This window comes from Pseudomonas sp. Tul2A7 (assembly GCF_054790505.1).
In genome coordinates, this window is sequence record NZ_CP186499.1 from 3,567,791 (window position 1) to 3,590,956 (window position 23,166).

20 protein-coding genes and 1 pseudogene are annotated in these 23,166 nt (G+C 59.1%); 10 read left to right on the plus strand and 11 right to left on the minus strand.

Translation table 11 applies throughout. The annotated features are described in order from the left end of the window. The first annotated feature begins 57 nt into the window (after positions 1–57). Complete coding sequence (locus tag ACOYXJ_RS15995) at positions 58–237, plus strand: hypothetical protein (protein ID WP_460370402.1); 180 nt, start codon at positions 58–60, stop codon at positions 235–237. Here the strand turns inward: ACOYXJ_RS15995 and ACOYXJ_RS16000 are convergent. The 5 genes and pseudogenes from ACOYXJ_RS16000 to ACOYXJ_RS16020 all read right to left on the minus strand — a co-directional run. Continuing rightward, positions 221–1,219 (minus strand): lysylphosphatidylglycerol synthase transmembrane domain-containing protein, encoded by a 999-nt coding sequence (locus ACOYXJ_RS16000; protein ID WP_460370404.1) that lies wholly within the window; start codon positions 1,217–1,219, stop codon positions 221–223. The two genes, ACOYXJ_RS15995 and ACOYXJ_RS16000, sit on opposite strands and share 17 nt — an antisense overlap. After that, positions 1,216–1,992, minus strand: coding sequence for a DUF2334 domain-containing protein (locus ACOYXJ_RS16005; RefSeq protein ID WP_150794548.1), 777 nt, complete (start codon positions 1,990–1,992; stop codon positions 1,216–1,218). Before ACOYXJ_RS16005 ends, ACOYXJ_RS16000 begins: the two co-directional genes overlap by 4 nt. Further along, the gene (locus ACOYXJ_RS16010) at positions 1,985–3,076 is read right to left on the minus strand and encodes a glycosyltransferase family 4 protein (protein WP_460372964.1); all 1,092 of its coding nucleotides are present in this window, start codon (positions 3,074–3,076) and stop codon (positions 1,985–1,987) included. The genes ACOYXJ_RS16005 and ACOYXJ_RS16010 overlap by 8 nt, the downstream gene beginning before the upstream one ends. A gap of 409 nt (positions 3,077–3,485) precedes the next feature. Beyond that, on the minus strand, positions 3,486–4,250 hold the full coding sequence (locus ACOYXJ_RS16015) for a methyl-accepting chemotaxis protein (RefSeq protein WP_371043227.1): 765 nt from the start codon (positions 4,248–4,250) through the stop codon (positions 3,486–3,488). A 141-nt stretch (positions 4,251–4,391) separates the two neighbouring features. Continuing rightward, a pseudogene (locus tag ACOYXJ_RS16020) lies at positions 4,392–5,375 on the minus strand (HAMP domain-containing protein); the annotation flags it as partial. Between the two features lie 189 nt (positions 5,376–5,564). Between ACOYXJ_RS16020 and ACOYXJ_RS16025 the strand changes: the two are divergent. Then, positions 5,565–7,052, plus strand: coding sequence for a helicase HerA-like domain-containing protein (locus ACOYXJ_RS16025; RefSeq protein ID WP_150794546.1), 1,488 nt, complete (start codon positions 5,565–5,567; stop codon positions 7,050–7,052). 142 nt (positions 7,053–7,194) lie between these two features. On the opposite strand, the gene ACOYXJ_RS16030 is transcribed toward ACOYXJ_RS16025, so the two are convergent. Then, the gene (locus ACOYXJ_RS16030; protein WP_034153434.1) at positions 7,195–7,650 is read right to left on the minus strand and encodes a DUF721 domain-containing protein; all 456 of its coding nucleotides are present in this window, start codon (positions 7,648–7,650) and stop codon (positions 7,195–7,197) included. A 308-nt stretch (positions 7,651–7,958) separates the two neighbouring features. On the opposite strand from ACOYXJ_RS16030, the gene secA reads away from it, so the two are divergent. The 4 genes from secA (at position 7,959) to ACOYXJ_RS16050 (ending at position 13,772) form a co-directional block, all read left to right on the plus strand. Further along, on the plus strand, positions 7,959–10,694 hold the full coding sequence (secA, locus tag ACOYXJ_RS16035; protein ID WP_095121328.1) for a preprotein translocase subunit SecA: 2,736 nt from the start codon (positions 7,959–7,961) through the stop codon (positions 10,692–10,694). Positions 10,695–10,816: 122 nt separating this feature from the next. Further along, entirely contained in the window at positions 10,817–12,034 is a 1,218-nt protein-coding gene (argJ, locus tag ACOYXJ_RS16040) for a bifunctional glutamate N-acetyltransferase/amino-acid acetyltransferase ArgJ (protein ID WP_038366685.1), read from the plus strand. A gap of 161 nt (positions 12,035–12,195) precedes the next feature. Then, positions 12,196–12,828 carry a glutathione S-transferase family protein gene (locus ACOYXJ_RS16045; RefSeq protein ID WP_150794545.1) on the plus strand — a complete coding sequence of 211 codons (633 nt, stop codon included), beginning with the start codon at positions 12,196–12,198 and terminating at the stop codon, positions 12,826–12,828. Then, positions 12,825–13,772, plus strand: coding sequence for a Nudix family hydrolase (locus ACOYXJ_RS16050; RefSeq protein ID WP_460370408.1), 948 nt, complete (start codon positions 12,825–12,827; stop codon positions 13,770–13,772). Before ACOYXJ_RS16045 ends, ACOYXJ_RS16050 begins: the two co-directional genes overlap by 4 nt. Positions 13,773–13,885: 113 nt before the next feature. Here the strand turns inward: ACOYXJ_RS16050 and ACOYXJ_RS16055 are convergent, their stop codons facing one another. Genes ACOYXJ_RS16055 through ACOYXJ_RS16065 form a run of 3 tightly spaced genes read right to left on the minus strand, consistent with a single transcriptional unit; the run spans position 13,886 to position 17,473 of the window. Continuing rightward, complete coding sequence (locus ACOYXJ_RS16055; RefSeq protein WP_460370410.1) at positions 13,886–14,470, minus strand: cob(I)yrinic acid a,c-diamide adenosyltransferase; 585 nt, start codon at positions 14,468–14,470, stop codon at positions 13,886–13,888. 3 nt (positions 14,471–14,473) lie between these two features. After that, positions 14,474–16,510 carry a sensor histidine kinase gene (locus tag ACOYXJ_RS16060; protein ID WP_460370412.1) on the minus strand — a complete coding sequence of 679 codons (2,037 nt, stop codon included), beginning with the start codon at positions 16,508–16,510 and terminating at the stop codon, positions 14,474–14,476. Between the two features lie 45 nt (positions 16,511–16,555). Beyond that, complete coding sequence (locus ACOYXJ_RS16065) at positions 16,556–17,473, minus strand: putative 2-dehydropantoate 2-reductase (protein WP_460370414.1); 918 nt, start codon at positions 17,471–17,473, stop codon at positions 16,556–16,558. A 140-nt stretch (positions 17,474–17,613) separates the two neighbouring features. On the opposite strand from ACOYXJ_RS16065, the gene ACOYXJ_RS16070 reads away from it, so the two are divergent. Beyond that, positions 17,614–18,099, plus strand: coding sequence for a YajQ family cyclic di-GMP-binding protein (locus ACOYXJ_RS16070; RefSeq protein ID WP_008080210.1), 486 nt, complete (start codon positions 17,614–17,616; stop codon positions 18,097–18,099). 181 nt (positions 18,100–18,280) lie between these two features. Next, positions 18,281–19,123 carry a mechanosensitive ion channel family protein gene (locus ACOYXJ_RS16075; protein ID WP_016983189.1) on the plus strand — a complete coding sequence of 281 codons (843 nt, stop codon included), beginning with the start codon at positions 18,281–18,283 and terminating at the stop codon, positions 19,121–19,123. A 229-nt stretch (positions 19,124–19,352) separates the two neighbouring features. On the opposite strand, the gene ACOYXJ_RS16080 is transcribed toward ACOYXJ_RS16075, so the two are convergent. Beyond that, positions 19,353–20,678, minus strand: coding sequence for an OprD family porin (locus ACOYXJ_RS16080; RefSeq protein WP_150794540.1), 1,326 nt, complete (start codon positions 20,676–20,678; stop codon positions 19,353–19,355). Between the two features lie 896 nt (positions 20,679–21,574). Here ACOYXJ_RS16080 and ACOYXJ_RS16085 point away from each other — a divergent pair. Beyond that, positions 21,575–22,000 (plus strand): HIT domain-containing protein, encoded by a 426-nt coding sequence (locus ACOYXJ_RS16085; protein WP_016983819.1) that lies wholly within the window; start codon positions 21,575–21,577, stop codon positions 21,998–22,000. 3 nt (positions 22,001–22,003) lie between these two features. Next, the gene (locus ACOYXJ_RS16090) at positions 22,004–22,210 is read left to right on the plus strand and encodes a SlyX family protein (protein WP_008080215.1); all 207 of its coding nucleotides are present in this window, start codon (positions 22,004–22,006) and stop codon (positions 22,208–22,210) included. 83 nt (positions 22,211–22,293) lie between these two features. On the opposite strand, the gene ACOYXJ_RS16095 is transcribed toward ACOYXJ_RS16090, so the two are convergent. Continuing rightward, complete coding sequence (locus ACOYXJ_RS16095) at positions 22,294–22,896, minus strand: cold-shock protein (protein ID WP_008080216.1); 603 nt, start codon at positions 22,894–22,896, stop codon at positions 22,294–22,296. Positions 22,897–23,166: the final 270 nt, after the last annotated feature.

Genomic DNA, 23,166 nt, shown 5'->3' on the forward strand with positions numbered 1-23,166 from the left:
GGGTCTGGGCGTTCAATCGCTCAGACCCTTGTTCATTTCAGCCCCGAGGAAACCTTCATGAGTGATCCACTGGACAAAGCCACTTCCAAAGCACCGGCTACGGTGGGCGAGGGGTGTTTGAGTCGATATGATCCCGAAGACATGAGCCCGGAAGATGGCACCGAGTTTCCCGGCGCTGCCGAGTTGTGGGAACAACTCCAGGATGAGCATCAGGACGACGTCAAGAAGCCTGTCTGACGTTCATTAGCTTCTTCAATAGCGGCCGGCCCAACATCAACAGAAACACCGGGCCACCCACCAGCAGATAAAAGTAATACGTCACCACCCGCCAGATCAGAATCGCCGCCGCTGCGGTGGATTTCCCCACCATTGGCGCCAACAGCGCTGCCGAGGTCAACTCAGCCGCCCCGGCACCGCCCGGCAGCAGGCTGAATTGCCCGGCGCCCAGCGAAAGCATCTGCACCAGAAAACTCCACGCCCACTGCAAGTCGGCGCCCAACCCGCGGAGCGCCAGATACAGCACGCTGTAGCGCAGCAACCAATGCACACAGGTCAGGGCGAATACTTTGATCAATGTTTGCCAGGGCAACTTCAACGTATCGGTAAACGCCGCGAGAAAGTGCAGTAACTTGCGCGCCCAGCGACGACGGGTACCGGCCTTGACGTTCATCCTTGCCAACAGGCGACCGCTCAGGCGAATCAAGGTGCGGTGATAGCGCGCGACCAGCACACAACTGAACAAACCGCCGAACAGCGAAATTGCACTGACGGTCAGTAACCACTCGAGGCGATCACTGAGGTGCTGGAACAGCGCATAAATCAGAATCCCGCTGAGGGCGCAGAGAAAGAACAGCAAATCGCTGAGCTGATCCATGGCAAACACCGCGCTGCCCCGGGCCGGACGCACGCCTGATCGGGCCAGCAGGGCCATGATTGTTAATGGCCCGCCGCTGCCGCCGGGAGTGGCGCAATAGGCGAACTCGGCGGCCATTACTACGCCAAGGCTTTGCAGTGGCGTGACGCGCTCGCGCTGATCACCGAGCAACAGGCGCAGGCGCAAGGTATTGATGCCCCAGCAGAGCAGGATCATGCCGAACATGATCAGCAGCCAGTGCAACGGGAAACTCTGCAGTCGCGCCCAGGTTTCGCCGCCACCCAGCACAACCGGAATCAGCACCGCCGCGAGCAGGCCGATCAGCAAGAGAATGCCGCGACTCATGCAGCGTGTCCCCATTGACCGCGCTGTTGGTCGAGCCAGTGGATTTTGGTCATCGGTACGCGTCCTTCACTCAGTAGTCGTTCGAGGGTGTGCAGCCAGTAATCACGGGAATAACCGTGGCGCATGTCCACGGGATGCAAGCCTAGACGAATCACCGGCGCCTGACGCCAACGCAGTTGACGCTGCTCGCTGACCATCTTCGATAAGCCCCTTCGCCAGGCGCTGCGGGCGCTCCAGACCAGACCAGGGGCATCGAGGGGGGTGAAATCCGGCAAACGATAAAGATGCTGCGGATCACTGGTGTAGCGCAGCGGTAACTCGCGCAGGGCCTGGCGGGTGCCGTCGCTCATCAACCACGCCGGGGCAACGAAACCGTGCAGCGGCCAGTCGCGGTGCTGGAAGATTTCGATGCCGGCGCGCAGACGGGCGAGGGCGGTTTCACGGGTTAAACGATAGAACTCGCCTTCATGGGTGTAAACGCGGCGCATGAACCAGTCGCGCGGTGTCGTCGGGCCTGGCTCCTGGTCATCGTGGAAATAACCATGCAACGCCAACTCATCGCCACGGGCAACGCGCGTATCGAGCATCTGGCAAAATGCCGGGTGATCGTCGAGGGCATTGTGCCGGTGGAAGTCGGGTACGACCAACCACGTCATCGGCACGTTGCCCATTGCGTCGACGGCCTCGACAAACGGTTGGTAGTCCGCCCACGTCGACGGTGCCACATCGTGCAGCACCAGCAAGACGGCGGAATTATTCACCGATTCAGGCATTGGCCACCCGTGGCAGCGTATGTCCGAGAACCGCGTGATAGTGGCCCAACAGGCTGTCGACCACCGTGTCCCAGGCGTAGTGAGTTTCGACATGCTGGCGGGCCTGAGCGCCGAGCCTGGTACAGCCGCGACTGAACAGTTCGCGCACGGCATTGGCCATCGCCTGCGGGTTGTTCGGTGCACAAAGCAGACCGCAGGATTCAGTGACAATCTCTTCGAACGCCCCGGCCGCCACCGCCACCACGGGAATGCCGCAGGCCATGGCTTCGAGAATCACCAGGCCGAAGGTTTCCTGATCGCCGGCATGCAGCAAGGCATCCGCACTGGCCATCAACTGCGCGACGCGTGGCGCAGGGCAGAATTCGTTGATCACGCTGACGTTGTCCGGCACGGCCGTGGGCATCGACGAACCGACCAGCAACAAGTGATAACGCGGGCCGAGGCGTTGCATGCATTTGAGCAGCACCGGCAGGTTTTTCTCTTTCGAACCGCGTCCGGCGAAAATCAGCAACCGGGTTTCTTCGGCGATGCCCAGTTCTGCGCGCAGTTGCGGGTCGCGGGCATTGGGGTGAAAGGTGTGCAGATCGACGCCCAACGGTTGCACGAAGACATTGCGTACGCCGAGGCCGGTAAGTTTGTCAGCCATGACCTGACTGGGCGCCAATACCCGGTCGAAGTTACCGTAAAGCCTGGTGACATACGCCTCGATATTCGGCGTGACCCAATGGCCCATACGATTGCCGACCAGCAATGGCAGGTCCGAGTGATAAAACCCGATCACCGGCACATCCAGCTGTCGCCGCGCATCCAGCGCGGCCCATGCGGTCAGGTAAGGGTCACCGACTTCGATCAGCTCCGGCTGCAAATCGTGCAACACGTTGCGCCAAGGGGCGAGGCGAAGGGGGAAGCGATAACCCTTGCCGAACGGCAGGGCGGGGGCGGGAACCGTATAAACACCGTCGTGTTCGCTGAAATGCGCACCGGGGATCAACAGGCTGTGGCGAGTGCCGGGTTTGACGCTCAACCGGCGGTGTTTGGCATCCAGATAAGTGCGCACGCCACCGCTGGCCGGGGCGTAGAACATGGTGATGTCGGCGATATGCACGGTGATCAACCCTCCGCTGCGTGGTTCTCCCTTGGTTGACCTTTATCAAGAATAGATGTTCGGTCGGGATTGCGCGGTAGAGCTGAAGAGCACCCTCACCCTCACCCTAACCCTCTCCCAGAGGGAGAGGGGACTGACCGAGGTGTTTGGGCTTTATGCATCGACCTGAAAGTCTTCAGTCGAACTCAGGTTCTGAACAGTATGAAGATCGGCTCCCTTTCCCCTTCGCCCTTTTGAGGGAGAGGGGACTGATCGAGGCGTTTGGGCTTGATACATCGACTTGAAAGTCTTCAGTCGAACTCAGGTTCTGAACAGCATGAAGATCGGCTCCCTTTCCCCCTCGCCCCCTTGGGGGAGAGGGCTGGGGTGAGGGGGTAGGCCTTTGATCTTAGATGCGGAAACTGCCAACCAACTGCTTCAGACGCGAAGCCTGCTGCTCCAGGTCCGAACATGCGCGCAACGTCGCCTGCAAGTTCTCCACGCCTTCCTGGTTCAGCGTGTTGATCTCGGTGATATCGACGTTGATCGACTCGACCACAGCGGTCTGCTCCTCGGTCGCGGTCGCCACCGACTGGTTCATCCCGTCGATCTCGCCAATGCGCTGGGTCACGCTGTTCAGGCGTTCGCCAGCCAGGTTGGCAATCTCCACGCTGTCCTGACTGTGGCGCTGGCTGTCGCTCATGGTGCTCACCGATTCACGGGCGCCCACTTGTAGCTCCTCGATCATGGTCTGCACCTGCTGTGCCGATTCCTGGGTGCGATGCGCCAGATTGCGCACTTCATCGGCCACCACCGCAAAACCACGACCGGCCTCACCGGCACGCGCCGCTTCAATCGCCGCGTTAAGCGCGAGCAGGTTGGTTTGCTGGGAAATGCTGGTGATCACTTCAAGAATCTGGCCGATGTTCACGGTTTTGCTGTTCAGCGATTCGATGTTGCTGCTCGACGCGCTGAGCATGCTCGACAGCTGATTCATCGCCTTGATGCTGCGATCCACCACTTGCTGGCCATCTTCAGCCAGACCGCGTGCGTCGCTGGCCTGATTCGAGGCCTGTGCAGCATTGCGGGCGATTTCCTGCGCGGCGGCGCCGAGCTGGTTGATCGCTGCGGCGACACTGCTGGTGCGCGAGGCTTGCTGATCGGAGTTGTACATCGACGAGTTCGACGCGGCGACCACGCGCAGAGCGACTTCGTTAACCTGACCGGTCGCCGACGACACTTCGCGGATCGAACCGTGAATACGCTCGACGAACCGGTTGAACGCGGTACCGAGCACACCAAATTCATCGTTATTGACGATGGTCAGGCGTTTGGTCAGGTCGCCTTCGCCGTCGGCAATGTCTTCCATGGCGCGGGTCATCACGTGTAGCGGCTGGATCAGCAGGCGGATCAGCATGCCGAGCAGGGCGATGATGATCGCCACGGCAATTACGGTCGCAATCACTGCGGAGGTGCGGAATTCGCTGAGCATGGCGAAGGCCTGATCCTTGTCCACCGACAGACCGATGTACCAGTTCACCGACGGCAGGCCTTTGATCGGCGCGAAGGTGACGATGCGCGTCTTGCCGTCAACGGTGACTTCACTGAAGTCGCTGCTGATGCGCGGGGTGTCCTGCGGATAGGCTTCTTTCAGCGATTTCATCACCAAAGCCTTGTCCGGGTGCACGAGGATCTTGCCGTCGGCGCTGACCAGGAACACATAACCCATGCCGTCGAAATCCCGCGCGGCGAGGGTGTCGACCAGCGATTGCAGGCTCAAGTCGCCGCCAACCACACCGACGCTCTGACCGGCCTTTTTCGAGGCGGTGGCGATGGAAATGATCAACTGGCCGGTGGCGGCGTCGATGTACGGTTCGGTCAGGGTCGAGGTGCTGCTGCTTTCGGCACCTTTATACCAAGGGCGCACGCGGGGATCGAAACCGTCCGGCATCTTCGCATCCGGGCGGATGGTGAAGTGACCGGTGGCGTCACCGAGGTAGGAAGCCATGAACGTCGACGTCAGGGCTTTCTGTTCCAGCAAGCTGGCGACGTTGGCAGGTTCGGGGTTGATGGCAATGTTCTGGGCGGCGTTTTCGATCAGCAGAATGCGACCGCTGAGCCAGGTCTGGATATTGCCGGCAGTGACCTCGCCCATCTCGTTGAGATAGTTGTTCAGGTCATCGCGGATCGCATTGCGCTGGAGCCAGTCGTTGTACAAGGTGAACGAGGCGAAGGCGGCGATGACGATGAGGGCGGCGGCAAGCAAAATTTTATGGCTGAAGCGCAGATTTTTGTTCATGGCTTGGGGTTCCGCTAAGGTCTTAATGTCCAGGGCGTGCTTTTATAGAGGCGCGCAAAATGGGCAAGGGTGAAAACAAGCTGATATTTCCGTCTCTCCTTAGGGAAATGTCCGGCCTGACTTGTGGTCGGGTCTCTCACTCTTCTTTATCGGCCATGCAGAATCAAAGATTAACCATTGGGTGACAAAATGCCTGACTCCTCGCAACTCGTAATCGGTGCCGACCTCGCAGGCCAACAGATTGCTCAGGCCATGCGCCTGGCGAACCGCCACGGTCTGGTCGCCGGCGCCACCGGTACCGGTAAAACCGTCACCTTGCAGCGTTTGGCCGAGGCGTTCAGCGACGCCGGGGTCGCGGTGTTTGCCGCTGACATCAAGGGCGATCTGTGTGGCCTCGGTGCGGCCGGCAACCCGCAAGGCAAGGTCGCCGAGCGTATCGCCGGGATGTCGTGGCTAAACCACAAGCCGCAGGCGTATCCGGTGACCTTGTGGGATATCCACGGTGAGTCGGGTCATCCATTGCGCACCACGCTGAGCGAAATGGGCCCGCTGCTGATCGGCAGCCTGCTGGAACTGACCGACAGTCAGCAGTCGGCGCTCTACGCAGCGTTCAAAGTCGCCGATCGTGAAGGCCTGTTGCTGCTGGATCTGAAAGACCTGAAAGCGCTGCTCAATCACCTCAAGGACAATCCGCAGCTGTTGGGCGATGACGCCGCGTTGATGACTACTGGCTCCAGTCAGGCGCTGTTGCGCCGCTTGGCGATCCTTGAGCAGCAGGGCGCCGAAGCCTTGTTTGGTGAACCGGCACTGCAACTCGAAGACATTCTGCAACCGACCGCCGACGGCCGTGGGCGCATTCACTTGCTCGACGCCAGTCGTCTGGTACACGAGGCACCGAAGGTCTACGCAACGTTCCTGTTGTGGCTGCTGGCTGAGCTGTTCGAGCAGTTACCGGAGCGCGGCGATGCCGATAAACCGCTGCTGGCGCTGTTTTTCGATGAAGCGCATTTGCTCTTTGGCGATACGCCCAAGGCCTTGCAGGAACGGCTGGAGCAAGTGGTGCGTTTGATCCGTTCCAAAGGCGTTGGCGTGTACTTCGTCACGCAGTCGCCGGCGGATTTGCCCGATGACGTACTGGCGCAGCTCGGCTTACGCATTCAGCACGGTTTGCGCGCGTTCACCGCCAAAGAGCAGAAATCCCTGCGTGCGGTGGCGGACGGCTTCCGGCCGAATCCGGCGTTCGACAGTCTGTCTGTGTTGACTGAACTGGGGATTGGCGAGGCCTTGGTCGGTACGCTGACTGAAAAAGGCACGCCGGAAATGGTCCAGCGCGTACTCGTGGCGCCACCGCAATCGCGAATCGGGCCGTTGACTGAAACCGAACGCACGGTGCTGATTGCCGGCTCGCCGTTCAAGGGGCGCTATGACAAGCCGATTGATCGGGAGTCGGCGTATGAAATTCTGATGGGGCGCAAAGGGCTGGCGCCTGAAGCCGAAGTGCCAGCGGGTAAGCCAGCAGAAGAAGAGCCAAGCCTCGCCGACAGAGCAGGAGAGTTCCTCGGCACCGCTGCCGGCCAGGCGCTGAAGTCGGCGATGCGCCAGGCTGCCAATAACCTCGGTAAGCAATTGGTGCGCGGCTTGATGGGCTCATTACTCGGAGGCAGCAAACGCCGCTAATCCTGAAGTATTGGAGATCAGAATGTGGGAGCGAGCCTGCTCGCGAAAGCGGTGCGTCATTCAACTTTAATGTTATCTGACACAACCTCTTCGCGAGCAGGCTCGCTCCCACATTAAATAATTATTCACGTTCGGATAGCGCTCAGGTTTTGGCCTTGGCGTGTGCCGCCAGACGCTCCAGCGCCGCGCGCAACCCCGGATCACTGATCCCGTCCGCCGTCGCCTGAATCGTCGCCGCGGCATCCGTGGACAAATCCATCGTGTGCCCGGCCGCGCCACGTTGAACCGTCGGCGGCTGCACTTTGAACAGAATCCGCGTCAAACTGGCGAACTCGTCGAACATCTGCAACTGCCGCTGCAGGCGTTTTTGCTGGTAACGCAGACGTGTGGCCCAGTGGCCATCGGTGACAATCAGCAACAGACTGCCCTCACGCCACGAGGCGACATGGCAATGTTCACGGGCGGCGGGTTGCAGTTGGCTTTCGAGCAGGCGCTGCAGATGACCCAGTCGTTGGGCATGGCCGAGGATGGCTTTGAGCGGCTTGGCTTCGCGCAGGAGAACGGCGGGTGCTCTGGCCGTAAGAGGGCGAAATGCCATGATCGAACACCTGAAGTAACAGAAACGCCATGGTAGCAGAAAGGTCGAAATCACTCGCCCATTGCTTTTGCCCTCGCTTTACCCATTAAATCAACGACTAACTTCTACCTTGTATGACTTGAAGTTGAGCAAAACGCCCCTATTTTAAGTGAGCCCCGTCAAAGCGCAGTGCCAGCATCGTGGAACATCGCCACTTTCCTCACTTCCGTTTCCGGGTAGAATGCTCGTTCGCATGCGGCCATGAGGGCTGCACGGGCGACGCTCACGGGGCCGCCCTCCATCCCTTTAGTGTGGAAGATCCTGCCGATATGTTTGCGCCTTTGTTAAAGAAACTTTTTGGAAGCAAGAACGAGCGTGAAGTCAAACGCATGCTCAAGACGGTGCAGCTCGTCAATGCCTTCGAAGAGCAAATGGTGGCCCTTTCGGACGATCAATTGCGCGCCAAGACCGAAGAGTTCAAGGCCCGCATCGCCAAAGGGGAAACCCTCGACAAGCTGTTGCCAGAAGCCTTTGCGGTCGCCCGCGAAGCCGGCAAGCGCATCATGGGTATGCGCCACTTCGACGTACAGCTCGTCGGTGGCATGACCTTGCACGAAGGCAAGATCGCCGAAATGCGCACCGGTGAGGGTAAAACCCTCGTAGCGACCCTGGGTGTTTACCTCAACGCACTGTCCGGCAAGGGCGTGCACGTTGTAACGGTGAACGACTACCTGGCGCGTCGTGACGCCAACTGGATGCGCCCGCTGTATGAATTCCTCGGCCTGACCGTCGGCGTCGTGACGCCGTTCCAGCCGCCGGAAGAGAAACGTCTGGCCTACGCCGCCGACATCACCTACGGCACCAACAACGAATTCGGTTTCGACTACCTGCGCGACAACATGGCGTTCAGCATGGAAGAAAAATTCCAGCGCGAACTCAACTTTGCCGTGATCGACGAAGTCGACTCCATCCTTATCGACGAAGCGCGTACCCCGCTGATCATCTCCGGTCAGGCCGAGGACAGCTCCAAGTTGTACATGGAGATCAATAAACTGATCCCGCAGCTGGAACTGCACGTTGAAGAAGTCGAAGGCGAAGTCACCAAGGCTGGCCACTACACCGTTGACGAGAAGACCCGTCAGGTCGAACTCAACGAAGCCGGTCACCAGTTCATCGAAGACATGCTCACCCGCGTCGGCCTGCTGGCTGAAGGCGAGAGTCTGTACTCGGCGCATAATCTGGGCCTGCTGACCCACGTGTATGCCGGTCTGCGCGCGCACAAACTGTTCAATCGCAACATCGAATACATCGTGCAGGACGGCCAGGTCGTACTGGTCGACGAACACACCGGCCGTACCATGCCGGGTCGCCGTCTGTCCGAAGGCCTGCACCAGGCCATCGAAGCCAAGGAAGGTCTGAACATCCAGGCCGAGAGCCAGACCCTGGCCTCGACCACGTTCCAGAACTACTTCCGTCTGTACACCAAGCTGTCCGGCATGACCGGTACCGCCGACACCGAAGCGTTCGAATTCCACCAGATCTATGGTCTGGAAGTGATGGTCATTCCGCCGAACAAACCATTGGCGCGTAAAGACTTCAACGACCTGGTGTTCCTCACCGCCGAAGAGAAATACGCGGCGATCGTTACGGACATCAAGGAAAGCATGGCTGCCGGTCGTCCGGTGCTGGTGGGTACTGCCACCATCGAAACCTCCGAGCACATGTCCGCACTGCTCGTGAAGGAAGGCATCGAACACAAGGTTCTGAACGCCAAGTTCCACGAAAAAGAAGCCGAGATCATCGCGCAGGCCGGTCGTCCGGGTGCCCTGACCATCGCCACCAACATGGCCGGTCGTGGTACCGACATCCTGTTGGGCGGTAACTGGGAAGTTGAAGTCGCGTCGCTGGAAAACCCGACCCCTGAGCAAATCGCCCAGATCAAGGCCGACTGGCAGAAACGTCACCAGCAAGTGCTGGAATCCGGCGGTTTGCAGGTGATTGCCTCCGAGCGTCACGAATCCCGTCGTATCGACAACCAGCTGCGTGGCCGTGCCGGTCGTCAGGGCGATGCCGGTTCGAGCCGCTTCTACCTGTCGCTGGAAGACAGCCTGATGCGCATTTTCGCCTCTGACCGGGTGAAGAACTTCATGAAAGCCCTGGGCATGCAGCCGGGCGAAGCGATCGAGCACCGCATGGTGACCAACGCGATCGAGAAGGCGCAGCGCAAGGTTGAAGGCCGCAACTTCGACATTCGTAAGCAACTGCTCGAGTTCGACGACGTCAACAACGAACAGCGTAAAGTGATCTATCACATGCGTAACACGTTGCTGGCCGCTGACAACATCGGCGAAACCATCGCCGACTTCCGTCAGGACGTGCTCAACGCCACCGTCAGCGCGCACATTCCGCCGCAATCGTTGCCAGAGCAGTGGGACGTGGCCGGTCTGGAAGCCTCGCTGCAGAGCGACTTCGGTGTGGCGTTGCCGATCCAGCAATGGCTCGACGAAGACGATCACCTGTACGAAGAAACCCTGCGCGAGAAGCTCATGACCGAGCTGATGGCGGCGTACAACGAGAAAGAAGATCAGGCCGGTGCCGAGGCACTGCGCTCCTTCGAGAAGCAAATCGTTCTGCGCGTACTGGACGATCTGTGGAAAGACCATCTGTCGACCATGGATCACCTGCGTCACGGCATCCACCTGCGTGGCTACGCCCAGAAGAACCCTAAGCAGGAATACAAGCGCGAGTCGTTCACGCTGTTTTCCGAGCTGCTGGATTCGATCAAGCGCGACTCGATCCGTGTGCTGTCGCACGTTCAGGTGCGCCGCGAAGATCCGGAAGCCGAAGAGCAACGTCTGCGTCAGGAAGCCGAAGCACTGGCCGCCCGCATGCAGTTCGAACACGCTGAAGCGCCAGGTCTGGAGCAACCGGAATTGCTCGGTGAAGAGGTCGATGTGGCCCTCGCCGCCGCCCCGGTTCGCAACGAGCAGAAGCTGGGCCGCAACGAACTGTGCTACTGCGGTTCGGGCAAGAAATTCAAGCATTGCCACGGGCAGATCCAGTAAAACCCGTTTCAATCGCTGAAATACCCGCGCCGCGACCGGCTCCTGCCGTCGCGGCGTTTTGCCATTTAAACCACCGCCGCATCGATTGGCGGTGCTGACATCATTGAGTAAGGAGCGCATTCATGGCTGTTGGTCTTGGTCCTTTGCCAACGTTGCACCCGGTTGCCGGTTTTGAACTCGGTATCGCCTCGGCCGGCATCAAGCGCCCGGGGCGTAAAGATGTCGTTGTGATGCGCTGCGCCGAAGGCTCGACCGTGGCGGGCGTGTTCACCTTGAACGCGTTTTGCGCGGCACCGGTGATCCTGGCAAAAAAACGCGTGCAGAACGCGGTGCGGTATTTGCTGACCAACACCGGCAATGCCAACGCTGGCACCGGTGAGCCTGGCCTGGCCGCTGCCGAGCGCACCACCGCTAAACTGGCTGAGCTGACCGGCGTCGATGCCAGTCAGATCCTGCCGTACTCCACCGGTGTGATCGGCGAGCCGCTGCCGGTCGAGAAGATCGAAGGTGCACTGCAAGCCGCGCTGGACGATCTGTCTGAAAACAACTGGGAAGCCGCTGCCACCGGGATCATGACCACCGACACCCTGCCGAAGGGCGCTAGCCGCCAGTTCGAGCATGACGGCGTAACCATCACCGTCACCGGTATCAGCAAAGGTGCGGGCATGATCCGCCCGAACATGGCGACCATGCTCGGTTACATCGCTACCGACGCCAAAGTCTCCCGTGACGTCCTGCACAACCTGATGCTCGACGGTGCCAACAAGTCGTTCAACCGCATCACCATCGACGGCGACACCTCGACCAACGACTGCTGCATGCTGATCGCCACCGGCAAGGCTGCACTGCCGGAAATCACCCGCGCTGAAGGCGAGTTGTTCGCCAAGTTGAAGCAAGCGGTGTTTGAAGTGTGCATGGACGTGGCCCAGGCCATCGTGCGTGACGGCGAAGGCGCGACCAAGTTCGTCACCGTTGAAGTGAATGGCGGCGGCAATCATCAGGAATGCCTCGACGTCGGCTACACCGTGGCGCATTCACCGCTGATCAAGACCGCGCTGTTCGCCTCCGACCCGAACTGGGGCCGTATCCTCGCTGCCGTTGGCCGTGCCGGCGTGCCGGATCTGGACGTGAGCAAGATCGACGTGTTCCTCGGTGACGTGTGCATCGCCAGCCGTGGCGCCCGTGCGGCGACCTACACTGAAGCCCAGGGCTCAGCGGTTATGCAGCAGGAAGAGATCACTATCCGCATCGAACTGGGTCGCGGCGATTGCAGCGAAACCATCTGGACCACCGACCTGTCGCATGAATACGTGAAGATCAACGCCGAATACCGCACTTGATCTAACCTGAGACCGAGTCGATGCCATCGCGAGCAGGCTCACTCCTACAGTGGTTTTGTAAACGCCACAGATTACCTGTAGGAGTGAGCCTGCTCGCGATGGTGACCCATCAGCCACCAAAAATTCTGGCCTGATTCTCCTGACGAAAAGGCGCCACATCCATGTCCCTGCACCTGATCATCGGCGACAAACTGCTTTCCTCCTGGTCTCTGCGTGCCGCACTGGCACTCGAGCTGACCGGCGCACCGTACAGCGAAGAACTGATCAAACTCGGCAAGCCCGATACCCGCGCGCTGTTGCTCAAGCATTCGCCGACCGCCAAAGTCCCGCTGCTGCAAACGGCGCGCGGCACGATTGCCGATTCATTGGCCATCGCTGAATACCTCGCTGAACAGTTCCCGTCCGAGCAACTCTGGCCGAGCGATATTTTCGCCCGCGCCCAGGCCCGATCCGCATGCGCACAAATGCACAGCGGCTTCTTCGCCATGCGCAATCACATGCCGTTCAACCTCAACCATGACGCGCCGCTGAACCCGGTGCCGCCGGAGGTCAAGGTCGACATCGAGCGCATGCTCGCGCTGTGGGCCGAATGCCGTGCTGCTGCTACCGAGAGCGGGCCGTACCTGTTTGGTCGGGTGAGTCTGGCCGATGCCTTCTTCGCGCCGATTGCCGTGCGTCTGCGCACCTACCAAGTGCAGCTGCCGGCCGCCGACCAAGCCTATGTTGAAGCCGTCTACCAATGGCCCGCCTTCAAAGCGTGGCAAAAGGCTGGACTGGAGGAGTTGAATCCGTGAAACGCGTCCACGTCGCCGCCGCCGTCATTCGTGACGACAGCGGCAAGATCCTCATCGCCCGCCGTGCCGACACCCAGCATCAGGGTGGGCTGTGGGAGTTTCCCGGCGGCAAGGTCGAGGCTGACGAGTCGGTCGAAAGCGCGCTGGCCCGTGAGCTGCACGAAGAGTTGGGCATCGTCGTTGGCGCCGCCCGACCGCTGATCAAAGTGCGTCATGACTACCCGGACAAGCAGGTTTTGCTGGATGTCTGGGAAGTGTCGGCATTCACCGGCGAGCCGCACGGTGCTGAAGGGCAGCCGTTGGCCTGGGTCTCGGCGAAAGAACTGGTGAACTACGAGTTTCCGGCCGCCAACCAGCCGATCGTTGCCGCCGCGCGTTTGCCCGCGGAATACCTGATCACCCCGGAAGACCTGGAAACCCCGGCTCTGCTGCGCGGTATCCAGAAGGCGATTGCTGGCGGGATCAAACTGATCCAGCTGCGTGCACCGAATGGTTACGACCCCAAGTACCGTGATCTGGCTGTAGACGCGGCGGGGCTGTGTGCCGGTAAAGCGCAGTTGATGATCAAGGGACCGTTCGAGTGGCTTGGCGATTTCCCGTCTGCCGGATGGCACATCACCTCTGCACAATTGCGCAAATACGCAGCGGCGGGGCGCCCGTTGCCAGCGGAGCGCTGGCTCGCGGCTTCGTGCCACAACGCTGAAGAGTTGGCGCTGGCAGAACAGATGGGCGTGGATTTCGTCACGCTGTCGCCGGTGCAGCCGACTTTGACGCACCCGGATGCGCAGCCGTTGGGCTGGGAGCAGGCTGAGGAGTTGATTGAAGGCTTCAGCAAACCGGTGTTTCTGTTGGGCGGGGTTGGCCCGGCTGAGCGCGAAAAAGCCTGGAATTGCGGGGCTCAAGGTGTGGCGGGGATTCGTGCGTTCTGGCCTGATTCTGTTTAACGGCTACTGACCTCATCGCGAGCAGGCTCACTCCTACAGTTGACCGCGTTCTACCTGAAGTAACGCGGTCAATTGTAGGAGTGAGCCTGCTCGCGATGGCGTCCTATAAGGCACTACTTCTCTGCAGGTTTCACCGCCGGTTGCCAAAGAATCTCCGCAACCCCCTGCCGCCGCGCAATCAACCGCGCCGCCACAAACAGCAAATCCGACAACCGATTGATATACGCCAGCCCAACACCGGCCAATGGCTCCAGCGCATTCAAATGCTGACAGCGCCGCTCGGCACTCCTCGCCAGACTCCGACAAACATGTGCTTGGGCAATCAGCATCGAACCGCCCGGCAAAATGAAGTTCTCCAGCGGCCCCAATTCCTCGTTCCACACATCGATCACGGCTTCCAGTCGTTCGATCTCCGCCGCATTCAATGCCTGATACTCCGGCATCGCCAACTCGCCACCCAGATCAAACAAGCGATGCTGACAAGGCGCCAACACTTCGATCAGTTCATTCAGCCCCGGATACGTATCGCGCTCGGCCAGCAGCCCGGCCAGCAACACGCCGACCTGACTGTTCAGCGTATCGACCTCACCAATCGCTTCGATGCGTGGGTGATCCTTGGGCACACGGCGGCCATCGCCAAGGCCGGTTTCGCCTTTGTCACCAGTGCGGGTGTAGATTTTCGACAGGCGAAAGCCCATGGGTTACCTCGATAATTGATTGGTTTCGGCAGCGATGGGCAGCGGTTGCGTCAGCGGCAGGCGCAAGGTGAAACAGGTGCCCTGGCCCGGGGCTGACTGCACTTCCATCTGCCCTTTGTGATTGTTGGTGATGATGAAGTAGGACACCGACAAGCCAAGCCCGGTGCCCTGGCCGATTTCCTTGGTGGTGAAGAACGGCTCGAAGGTGCGTTTGCGCACGTTCTCGCTCATGCCGATGCCGTTGTCCTCGACCTGAATTTCGGCCCACGGCGGATTGAGCTTGGTGCGCAGGATGATCCGCCCCGGCTCACTGTCATCTTCGCGCTGGTGGATCGCTTGCGCGGCGTTTTTCAACAGGTTGAGCAGCACCTGTTCCAGCTCGTTGGCGGTGCCCGGCACCGGGCCGAGCGCCGGGTCGAACTGGCGGATGATCGCCTGGCCCTTGAAGTCGAAACCGATGGCCAGGTCGAAGTCGTTGCCGGCGATTTCCACCGCTTGATCGATCAATGCCGGCAGATCGCACGGCGCCATTTGTCGGGTGCTGCGGCGGCTGAAGCTGAGCATATGGGTGACGATTTTCGCTGCGCGTGCGCCGGCCTGCTGAATGCCGTCGAGCAATTGCGGCACTTCGCGGCCCTGCAGGTAGCGGTTCACCGTGTCCAGTTCGATGCCCAATTGCTCGGCGGTTTCGAGGTTCTTTGGCAGATCGGCTGACAGACGCCGACGGATGTTCTGCACGTTGTGCAGGATCGCGCCCAGCGGGTTGTTGATTTCATGGGCCATGCCGGCGGCGAGACCACCGACCGAGAGCATTTTTTCCGATTGCACCATCATTTCTTCCAGCGACAGACGCTGGGTGATGTCATCGATGCGGATCACCACGCCACGCCCGGCACCGCCCATCAGAGGATAGAAGGTCAGCGCGTAATGCCTCGGTTCATCGTCCTTGAACCACGTCACTCGCTCGATTTTCGCCACGGTGTGCTGCTCGACGGTCTGCTTGAGCTGCGGCAAAAACGGCTTGAGCGGTTCGAAGGCAAGGAAAATTGGCTGATTCAGTGCCTCGTCCAGTCGTGTGCCGGAGAGGGCGCTGGCTTCCTGATTCCACTGGGTCACGTAGAGCTGCTCGTCGAGGGCGATCAGCGCCGAGGGCATCGAGTCGATGATGCTGTTGAGATAATTCTGGAAGCCGGTGAGCTTCTTCTCGATCTTGCTGCGCACCTGGACTTCCAGTTCCAGTTTGCGATTGGTGTGGCGGGTTTCCTCAGCCAGCCCCTGGGCCTGATCGTAGGCGGCTTGCGAGTCATCGCGGGCGCGCTTGAGTTGCTGCTCGCGGGCTTCGATGCGCGACAGCATGGTGTTGAACGCCTCGGCGAGACTGCCGATTTCGTCATGATTGCCGCGTGAGGCGCGCAGGGCGTAGTTCTCTTCGCGGGTCACCTGACGCGACAATTCCTCAAGCTGATGAATCGGTCGGGTGATCAGGCGTTTGATCTGCCGGGCAATCACCAGCCACAACAGCACGCTGAAAATCAGAATGCCGAGGCTCGCGGTCAGTGTGCCGGTATAGAACGCCATCGGCAGTTCGCTGCTCGCCACCAGCAGCAGATGACCCGGTGCGGTGCCGGGGCGGGGCAGGGTGATCAACTGGTTGCTGCGAAATTCGGTCAGTTGCCAGGCTTCGATATGCCGATAGCGCTGCGGCAGGTTGAGTTTATCGCCGCGCTGCACTTGCGCCAGACGTTCGCCCTTGCCGTCATACAGGGCGGCGGCGCGCAGTGGTGAATAGCTGTCGAGTTCTTTGAGCAGGCGCTCGGCGCTCTGCGGTGATTGCAAGGCTTCGCTGACCAGGCTGGGGTTGGAAATCAGCCGGCCGATGGTCTGCAACGCCTGCGGCGCCATGCTTTCCTGGGAAATGTAGTAAGCGGCACTGATAAAGGTCAGGTTGGCGACCAGCAGAACAGTGGTCAACAGCACCAGCAGGGCGGCCAGCAGTTTCTGGCCGACCGGCAGGTTTTCGAGACGCTGGCGCAATGGCATCAGGTTTTTCACAGCAGAGGAACAAGTGGCCAGCGTAGCCGCTGCTCAGTCGCTGGGCAATCCGAGGCTGCGCAGATGCGTGATCAGTCGTTGCTGCAATTGCTTGAGGTGCGGCAGGTTCAATTGATGGCGCACGGCGACTTTGCAGGCGTAGCCCAATAGATAGCTGATTTCGGTGCGGCGCTGGTTGGCGACGTCCTGGTACATCGACGAGTAATTGGCGGCCGTGGCCTGGATCACCCGTTCGACCTCCTGTTGCAGATTGTCCGCCGCAGCCGGTTGGCCGCAGCGTTCCAGCAACTCGACCAGTTCGCCACACAGCGTAGCGACTTCGCAGTGATGTTCCTGCAACCCGCCGTTGCGGCAATGGTGCAGCACGGTCAACGGATTGATCGCGCAGTTGAGCGCCAGTTTGCGCCACAACCGCGTGAGGATATCGGTACTCCATTCATGGGGGATTTTCGCCGCGTCGAGATCGTCCAGCCAGATTGGCGCGACCGGATGGCCAGCGTCGCCCAGCCAAGTGAAACCGTGGCCGGCGAACACTACGCGCCAGGCGCCATCGCGAAAGGCGCCCTCGGTGCTTGAAGCGCTGATGCAGCGTGCCAGCGGCACACGGTTGGCCACGGCGTCCTGACTGCCGAGGCCGTTTTGCAGGAGGATCAGTTCGGCGTCCGCTGTCAGCCGTGGGGCGAGGCGGGCGACGGCGCTTTCGGCGTCGTAGGCTTTGCAGGCCACCAGCAAGCGGCGGATCGGATCGGGGCTGTCGGGCGTTTCGCCGGGAACCGCATAGGTGCTCGCCACACCTTGCTCCACCAGCGTCAAGCCGCCCGCAGCCTGATAGCTCTGCAAGCGTTCGGCATCACGCACGATCAGCCTGACCGGCAGACCGGCACGAGCCAGACGTGTGGCCCACAGCGTGCCGAGACTGCCAGCGCCCAGTACATGCCAGGTGGTGGCCATCAGTTTTTTGCTCGATTGCGTACAGGCATGTGCGGCTCGCCGTGTCGGTGGGAAAAGACCCGTTATAATGAGCCCGATTTTAACCGCAAGCCAAGCGCGCTCCGTCCACATCGAGCGCGCCTTTTTATTGGAGAGATTACATGCCGTCGTTCGACGTGGTATCCGAACTGGACAAACACGAACTCACCAACGCGGTCGAGAACGCCGTGAAGGAACTCGATCGTCGTTATGACCTGAAAGGCAAAGGCAGCTTCGAGTTCAAGGAAAAAGACCTGACCGTCAGCCTGACCGCTGAAGCCGGGTTCCAGCTGGAAGCGATGATCGAAATCCTCAAGCTGGCGCTGGTCAAGCGCAAGATCGACGTACAGTGCCTTGAGGTCAAGGACGCTTATGCATCGGGCAAACTGATGAAGCAGGACGCGATCCTCAAGGAAGGCATCGACAAAGAACTGGCGAAGAAAATCGTCGGCCACATCAAGGATGCCAAGCTCAAGGTGCAGGCCGCCATTCAAGGCGAGCAAGTGCGCGTGACCGGCAAGAAGCGTGATGACCTGCAAGAGGCCATCGCGGCACTGCGGGCCAAGGAATTCGGCATGCCCCTGCAGTTCAACAACTTCCGCGACTAAGCTCGGTCAGATGACCTGTGGGAGCGAGCGTGCTCGCGAAGGCGGTGTGTCAGTCAACTCATTGCTGAATGACACGGCGCCTTCGCGAGCAGGCTCGCTCCCATATTGTTTTGTGTACACCCGGCGGGTTTCTGCCGCTTATTTTTCGCGTGCCGAATGGCCGGAAATCAGGAGATAGAACATGGATTTGAATGCTGAGGTGGACAACCTGGTCAAGGCATCCCAGGCGTGGATCCCGATGATCATGGAATACGGCAGCCGCGTGCTGCTGGCAGTGATTACCCTGGCCATCGGCTGGTGGCTGATCAACAAGGTTACGCAAAAACTCGGTGGCCTGCTGGCCCTGCGTAATGCCGATCTGGCGCTGCAAGGTTTTATCAGCAGCCTGGCGAACATCATTCTCAAGGTGCTGCTGATTGTCAGCGTCGCTTCGATGATCGGTGTTGAAACCACCTCGTTCGTGGCGGCTATCGGTGCTGCCGGTCTGGCGATCGGTCTGGCCTTGCAGGGCAGCCTGGCAAACTTCGCCGGTGGCGTGCTGATTCTGCTGTTCCGTCCGTTCCGTATTGGTGACTGGATCGAAGCGCAAGGCGTAGCGGGTACGGTCGACAGTATCCAGATTTTCCATACCGTGCTGCGTACCGGCGACAACAAGACCATCATCATGCCTAACGGCAACCTGTCGAACGGCATCATCACCAACACCAACCGTCAGCCGACCCGTAAGGTTGTGTTTGATGTGGGCGTCGATTATGAAGCCGATCTGCAAAAGGCTCGTCAAGTGCTGCTGGATCTGGCCAACGACGAACGTATTCTGAAAGACCCGGCACCGCAGGCGGTGATTTCGACGCTGGGTGACAGTGCGATCACAGTTTCCCTGCGTGTGTGGGTTAAAACTGCAGACTACTGGGACGTGATGTTCATGTTTAACGAGCAGTCGCGTGATCGTTTAAAAACTGCTGGTATTGATATTCCTTTTCCGCAGCGGACGATTCGCGTAGTTCAGGAAACAGCAGCGCAGTAACAATCTTGATACCTGGCTTTGCAGTCAGTTAATCAATAACAACCCAAGAGTCATTCATGCTCTTGGGTTTTTTTATGCCTGTTGTGAAAGTTCGCCAGCTAATAGATAGCTGGCTAATCTTTGTAGCAGGGATGCAATAAGTGCAGGCATAAAAAAAACCGCCCACCTGAATCAGGTGAGCGGTTCTTGTTAGAGCATGGCTCTACAGTACGTCAGCTGCGCATCCCTATTAAAGGATGTTCAGTGGGTACTCAACGATCAGACGCACGTCGTTGTTGTCAGACGAGTAGCCGCTGTAAGCACCGTTCGAACGGTACATGGCATAACGCAGACGGAACGACAGGTCTTTGGCTGGACCTTCTTGCAGAACGTACTTGGACTCGGCGTTCCACTCGTTCTCTTTACCTTCACCCAGACCGTTGGTGGTGATGTGGTCACCCATCACGTAACGGGTCATGAAGCTCAGGCCAGGTACGCCGTAGGTTTTCATGTTCAGGTCGTAGCGAGCTTGCCAGGAACGCTCGTCGCGGCCCACGAAGTCGGAGATCTGAATGGAGTTGGCAACGAAGATGGTGCTGTTACCGTCAACGCCATAGTAGTAAGCGTTGTCGCCGCTGGAGCGCTGGTGAGCGAGGGTGAATTTGTGGGCACCGATGCTGTACGCAGCGGCCAGGGACCACAGGTTGTTGTCCACACCAGTGGTGCCGTCGCCGATCGCGTCAACCAGGTCACCGCGGCTTTCGCCCTTGGTGTGGTAGCCGTTGAAGTCGAAGTTCAGCGACTGCTCGTCGTTGATTGGCAAGGTGTAGTTCAGGTTGACGTAGTACTTCTTGAAGTAGTCGTCAGCGTCGGAAGCAGCCAAGGCACCGGTGAAGTTATCGGTGAACGAGTAGCTGGCGCCGAAGATGTTGATGTTGGTCAGGCCTTTGCCGCCATTGCCGTTCTCATCAGGCAGACCGCCGATGCTGTCACGGCCCATACCGGTTTGTTTGCTCAGGGACGTGAAGCGACCTGCGCTCAGTTCCAGACCTTTGATCTCTTTGGAAGTGATCAGGGTACCGGTGGCGACTTCTGGCAGCAGACGGCTGTCGTCGGTGGCGAATACCGGGCTGGCAACGAATTGCTGGCCGTATTTCAGAACGGTGTCGGATACGCGGAATTTGACTGCGCCGCCGATTTTGCCCTGGGATTTTTCCGGGTTGCCATCGCTGTCGTTGGCGAACAGGCCGTTACCGCGGTGGCCCGAGCCGCCGTCCAGTTTGACCGAACCCATTGCCATGGCGTCGAGACCGAAGCCAACGGTGCCTTGAGTGAAGCCCGATTCGTAAGTCAGCAGTTGGCTGAGACCGGAATCCTGGCGATAACCAGCAGTACCGGAAGTGCCGTTGCCTGCACCGTTTTTAAAGTCACGGTTCATGTATTCAAAACGGGTCTTCAGTTTCAGGCTCTGGTCTCCAATGAAACCTTTGGACTCATCCTGGGAAGACGCCATTGCGAACTGCGAGGTGCCTGCTGCAACAGCCAGGGCGATCATGCTCCACTTCATCACGCGCATCGTGATTTGCTCCTTTGGTTTTTAGAAGAGTACTGCCGTCCCACCTGTTTTATTATCTGGGCGGCTCTTTCTTTTTGTGTCGGCGCAAACTTATATCACGCCGACAATGTTGGCGATACTTGCGAATCTAACCTTTCACCTTCTTTACGACGCTGTCGCAAACGGTTGTGTAGATGTCGCAAATTCACAGTACCGATGCAATCGGGCCTACAACTTTCTCGCTGTTTTTTTAGCCGTTTGCATCGCTAAAAAAGAGTCCCTGGCAAAACACTTGAATCTCCATCGGGCAACCCTGCCACTGTTTTTGTTGGGCTTGAGGCATCCACATCGTGTGGTGCGCTTATAGTCCATATGTCTGCGAATGCAACAAGCGTGCACAAACCGCAATGTCAGTGCGGTTATTTTTCTGCACAGCGCGTGTTACCTGTAAAAACCTCATGAATACGGGGCGCAAAGCCTATTTTTACAAGGGCTTGACGCCATTCCTGCAATGGTGTTGCCACGGCGTCAGCTGCACGCGACAGCCAAAAACGTTACCGGTTCACCCCGTGAGTGAGTATTCGGCGGATGCTTCGACGCATGAGCGTAGACGCACTGTGCGGTTTTGGTGCAAAAAAACACGCACGCTGTCCTGTAATCACGCAGCTTGGTGAGTGGGTGATCTTGAGCACATCAGGGGTTTTCGGTCATTTGCGTGTGTTCATTGCCGTTCCCGGTTCTTTGCTGGTGCAACGTGTCGGTAAATGTCCCATGTCGGGGCGTGCGGCGAATGACAAGAGGGCACAGCTGTCGTGAAGGCTGGCGCAATCGCAGGTATGCTGCCGGTCTGTCGCTTGGTGCTGCGTCCTGCGGGATCGCCGCTAAGCTCAAAATGTCGATCAGCCGGAGTGCGCGCAGTGTTTGCTTTAGATTCACGACTTCAACAGGACACGCTGACCCTTGGTGACTTCCCGCTCTGCCGACTGTTGCTGTCCAATGACAGCAACTATCCGTGGTTCATCCTGGTGCCTCGTCGCGACGATATCAGCGAGTTGTTTCAGTTGGATGTCGCCGATCAACAGCAGTTATGGCTGGAAACCACCGCGCTGGCCGAGTTGCTCAAGGATTTGCTGGATGCGGACAAAATGAACGTGGCGACGCTGGGTAACGTCGTCAGCCAATTGCACATGCACGTGATTGTGCGCAAACGCGATGACGCCGCGTGGCCGGCGCCGGTCTGGGGCAAACACCCGGCCAAGCCTTATAGCGCCGAGCAAGTGACGGCCATTCGCGAACGCTTGCGTCTGGTGCTGACCGAAGACTTCACGTTTCTGGAGGGCTGAAGCATGAGCCTGGAACAACGCGTTACCGATCTGGAAAGCCGGCTGGCGTTTCAGGATGACACCATCCAGTCGTTGAACGACGTGCTGGTCGCGCAGCAGCGTGTGGTTGATCGCCTGCAATTGCAGATGGCGGCACTGCTCAAGCGTCAGGAAGAGATGGTCGGGCAGTTCGAATCGTTCGAAGAAGAAGCGCCGCCGCCGCACTATTGAGTGAGCCATTTGCTTGAATAGAAAGTGAAGACATAAAAAAACCGCGTACAGCCAGGCTGCACGCGGTTTTTTATTGCCTTGGATCAGCGCCGCGGCAAGGCGGCGATCACGTCCTCGGCTTGCAGGCCCTTGTCCCGGTTCATCACCGAGAATTCCACGCGCTGACCTTCGACCAGTACGCGGTGGCCTTCGCCACGGATGGCACGGAAGTGCACGAAAATATCATCACCGGAATCCCGGGAGATAAAGCCGAAGCCTTTGGAGGTGTTGAACCACTTGACGGTACCGGTATCACGGTTGGTCATGTCATAGCTGGTTGGAGCGGCAGCAGGTGAAGAACGATAGAAGCTCACCGCCAGGTGCAAGACCACGGCAACCAGCGCGATCACCAAAGTGAACAGCACGGCTGGCTGGCCGGCGATGACGGGCATCGGGGCGATCAGGGTCAAGGTTTGCAGGACGACGGTCAGCACCAGAAGAGCGCTGACCAGATTTTGCAGATGCTGACGCGGGCCTTTGTTCCAGTAAGGAATTACTGGAGCGATGACCAGGTTCAGCAGGCCGAAAAAGGCCAGGTAAAGTGCATCGGGTTGTTGCAGGTAGGGAACGGCTTCGGATTTCAAGCTGGGTATGAACGACAGCAGCAATGCCGCTGCGCCCATTAGCAGGTGGACGATTTTCAACATTTTGATTGGCTCACGTTTATGACGGCTCACAAGGAAGAGCTGAAGGCGCACGGTTCGCTTCGGAACAAAATAAGAGGCGGTGGACACGTTCACGGCATCAGCCTATGCGCAACACCCCGAAAAATGGGGCATGGCGACACACTGCCTATTTAACAGCAAAGCCTGCGGCTACTCAAATCAGCCCGGCCAGCGGCATCGCCTCGGTCGATTTGTCGCAGTGGCTGCACCTGATCGGGGCTGCGGGGTGTCGACAGCCTTGCTAGAGTGGGT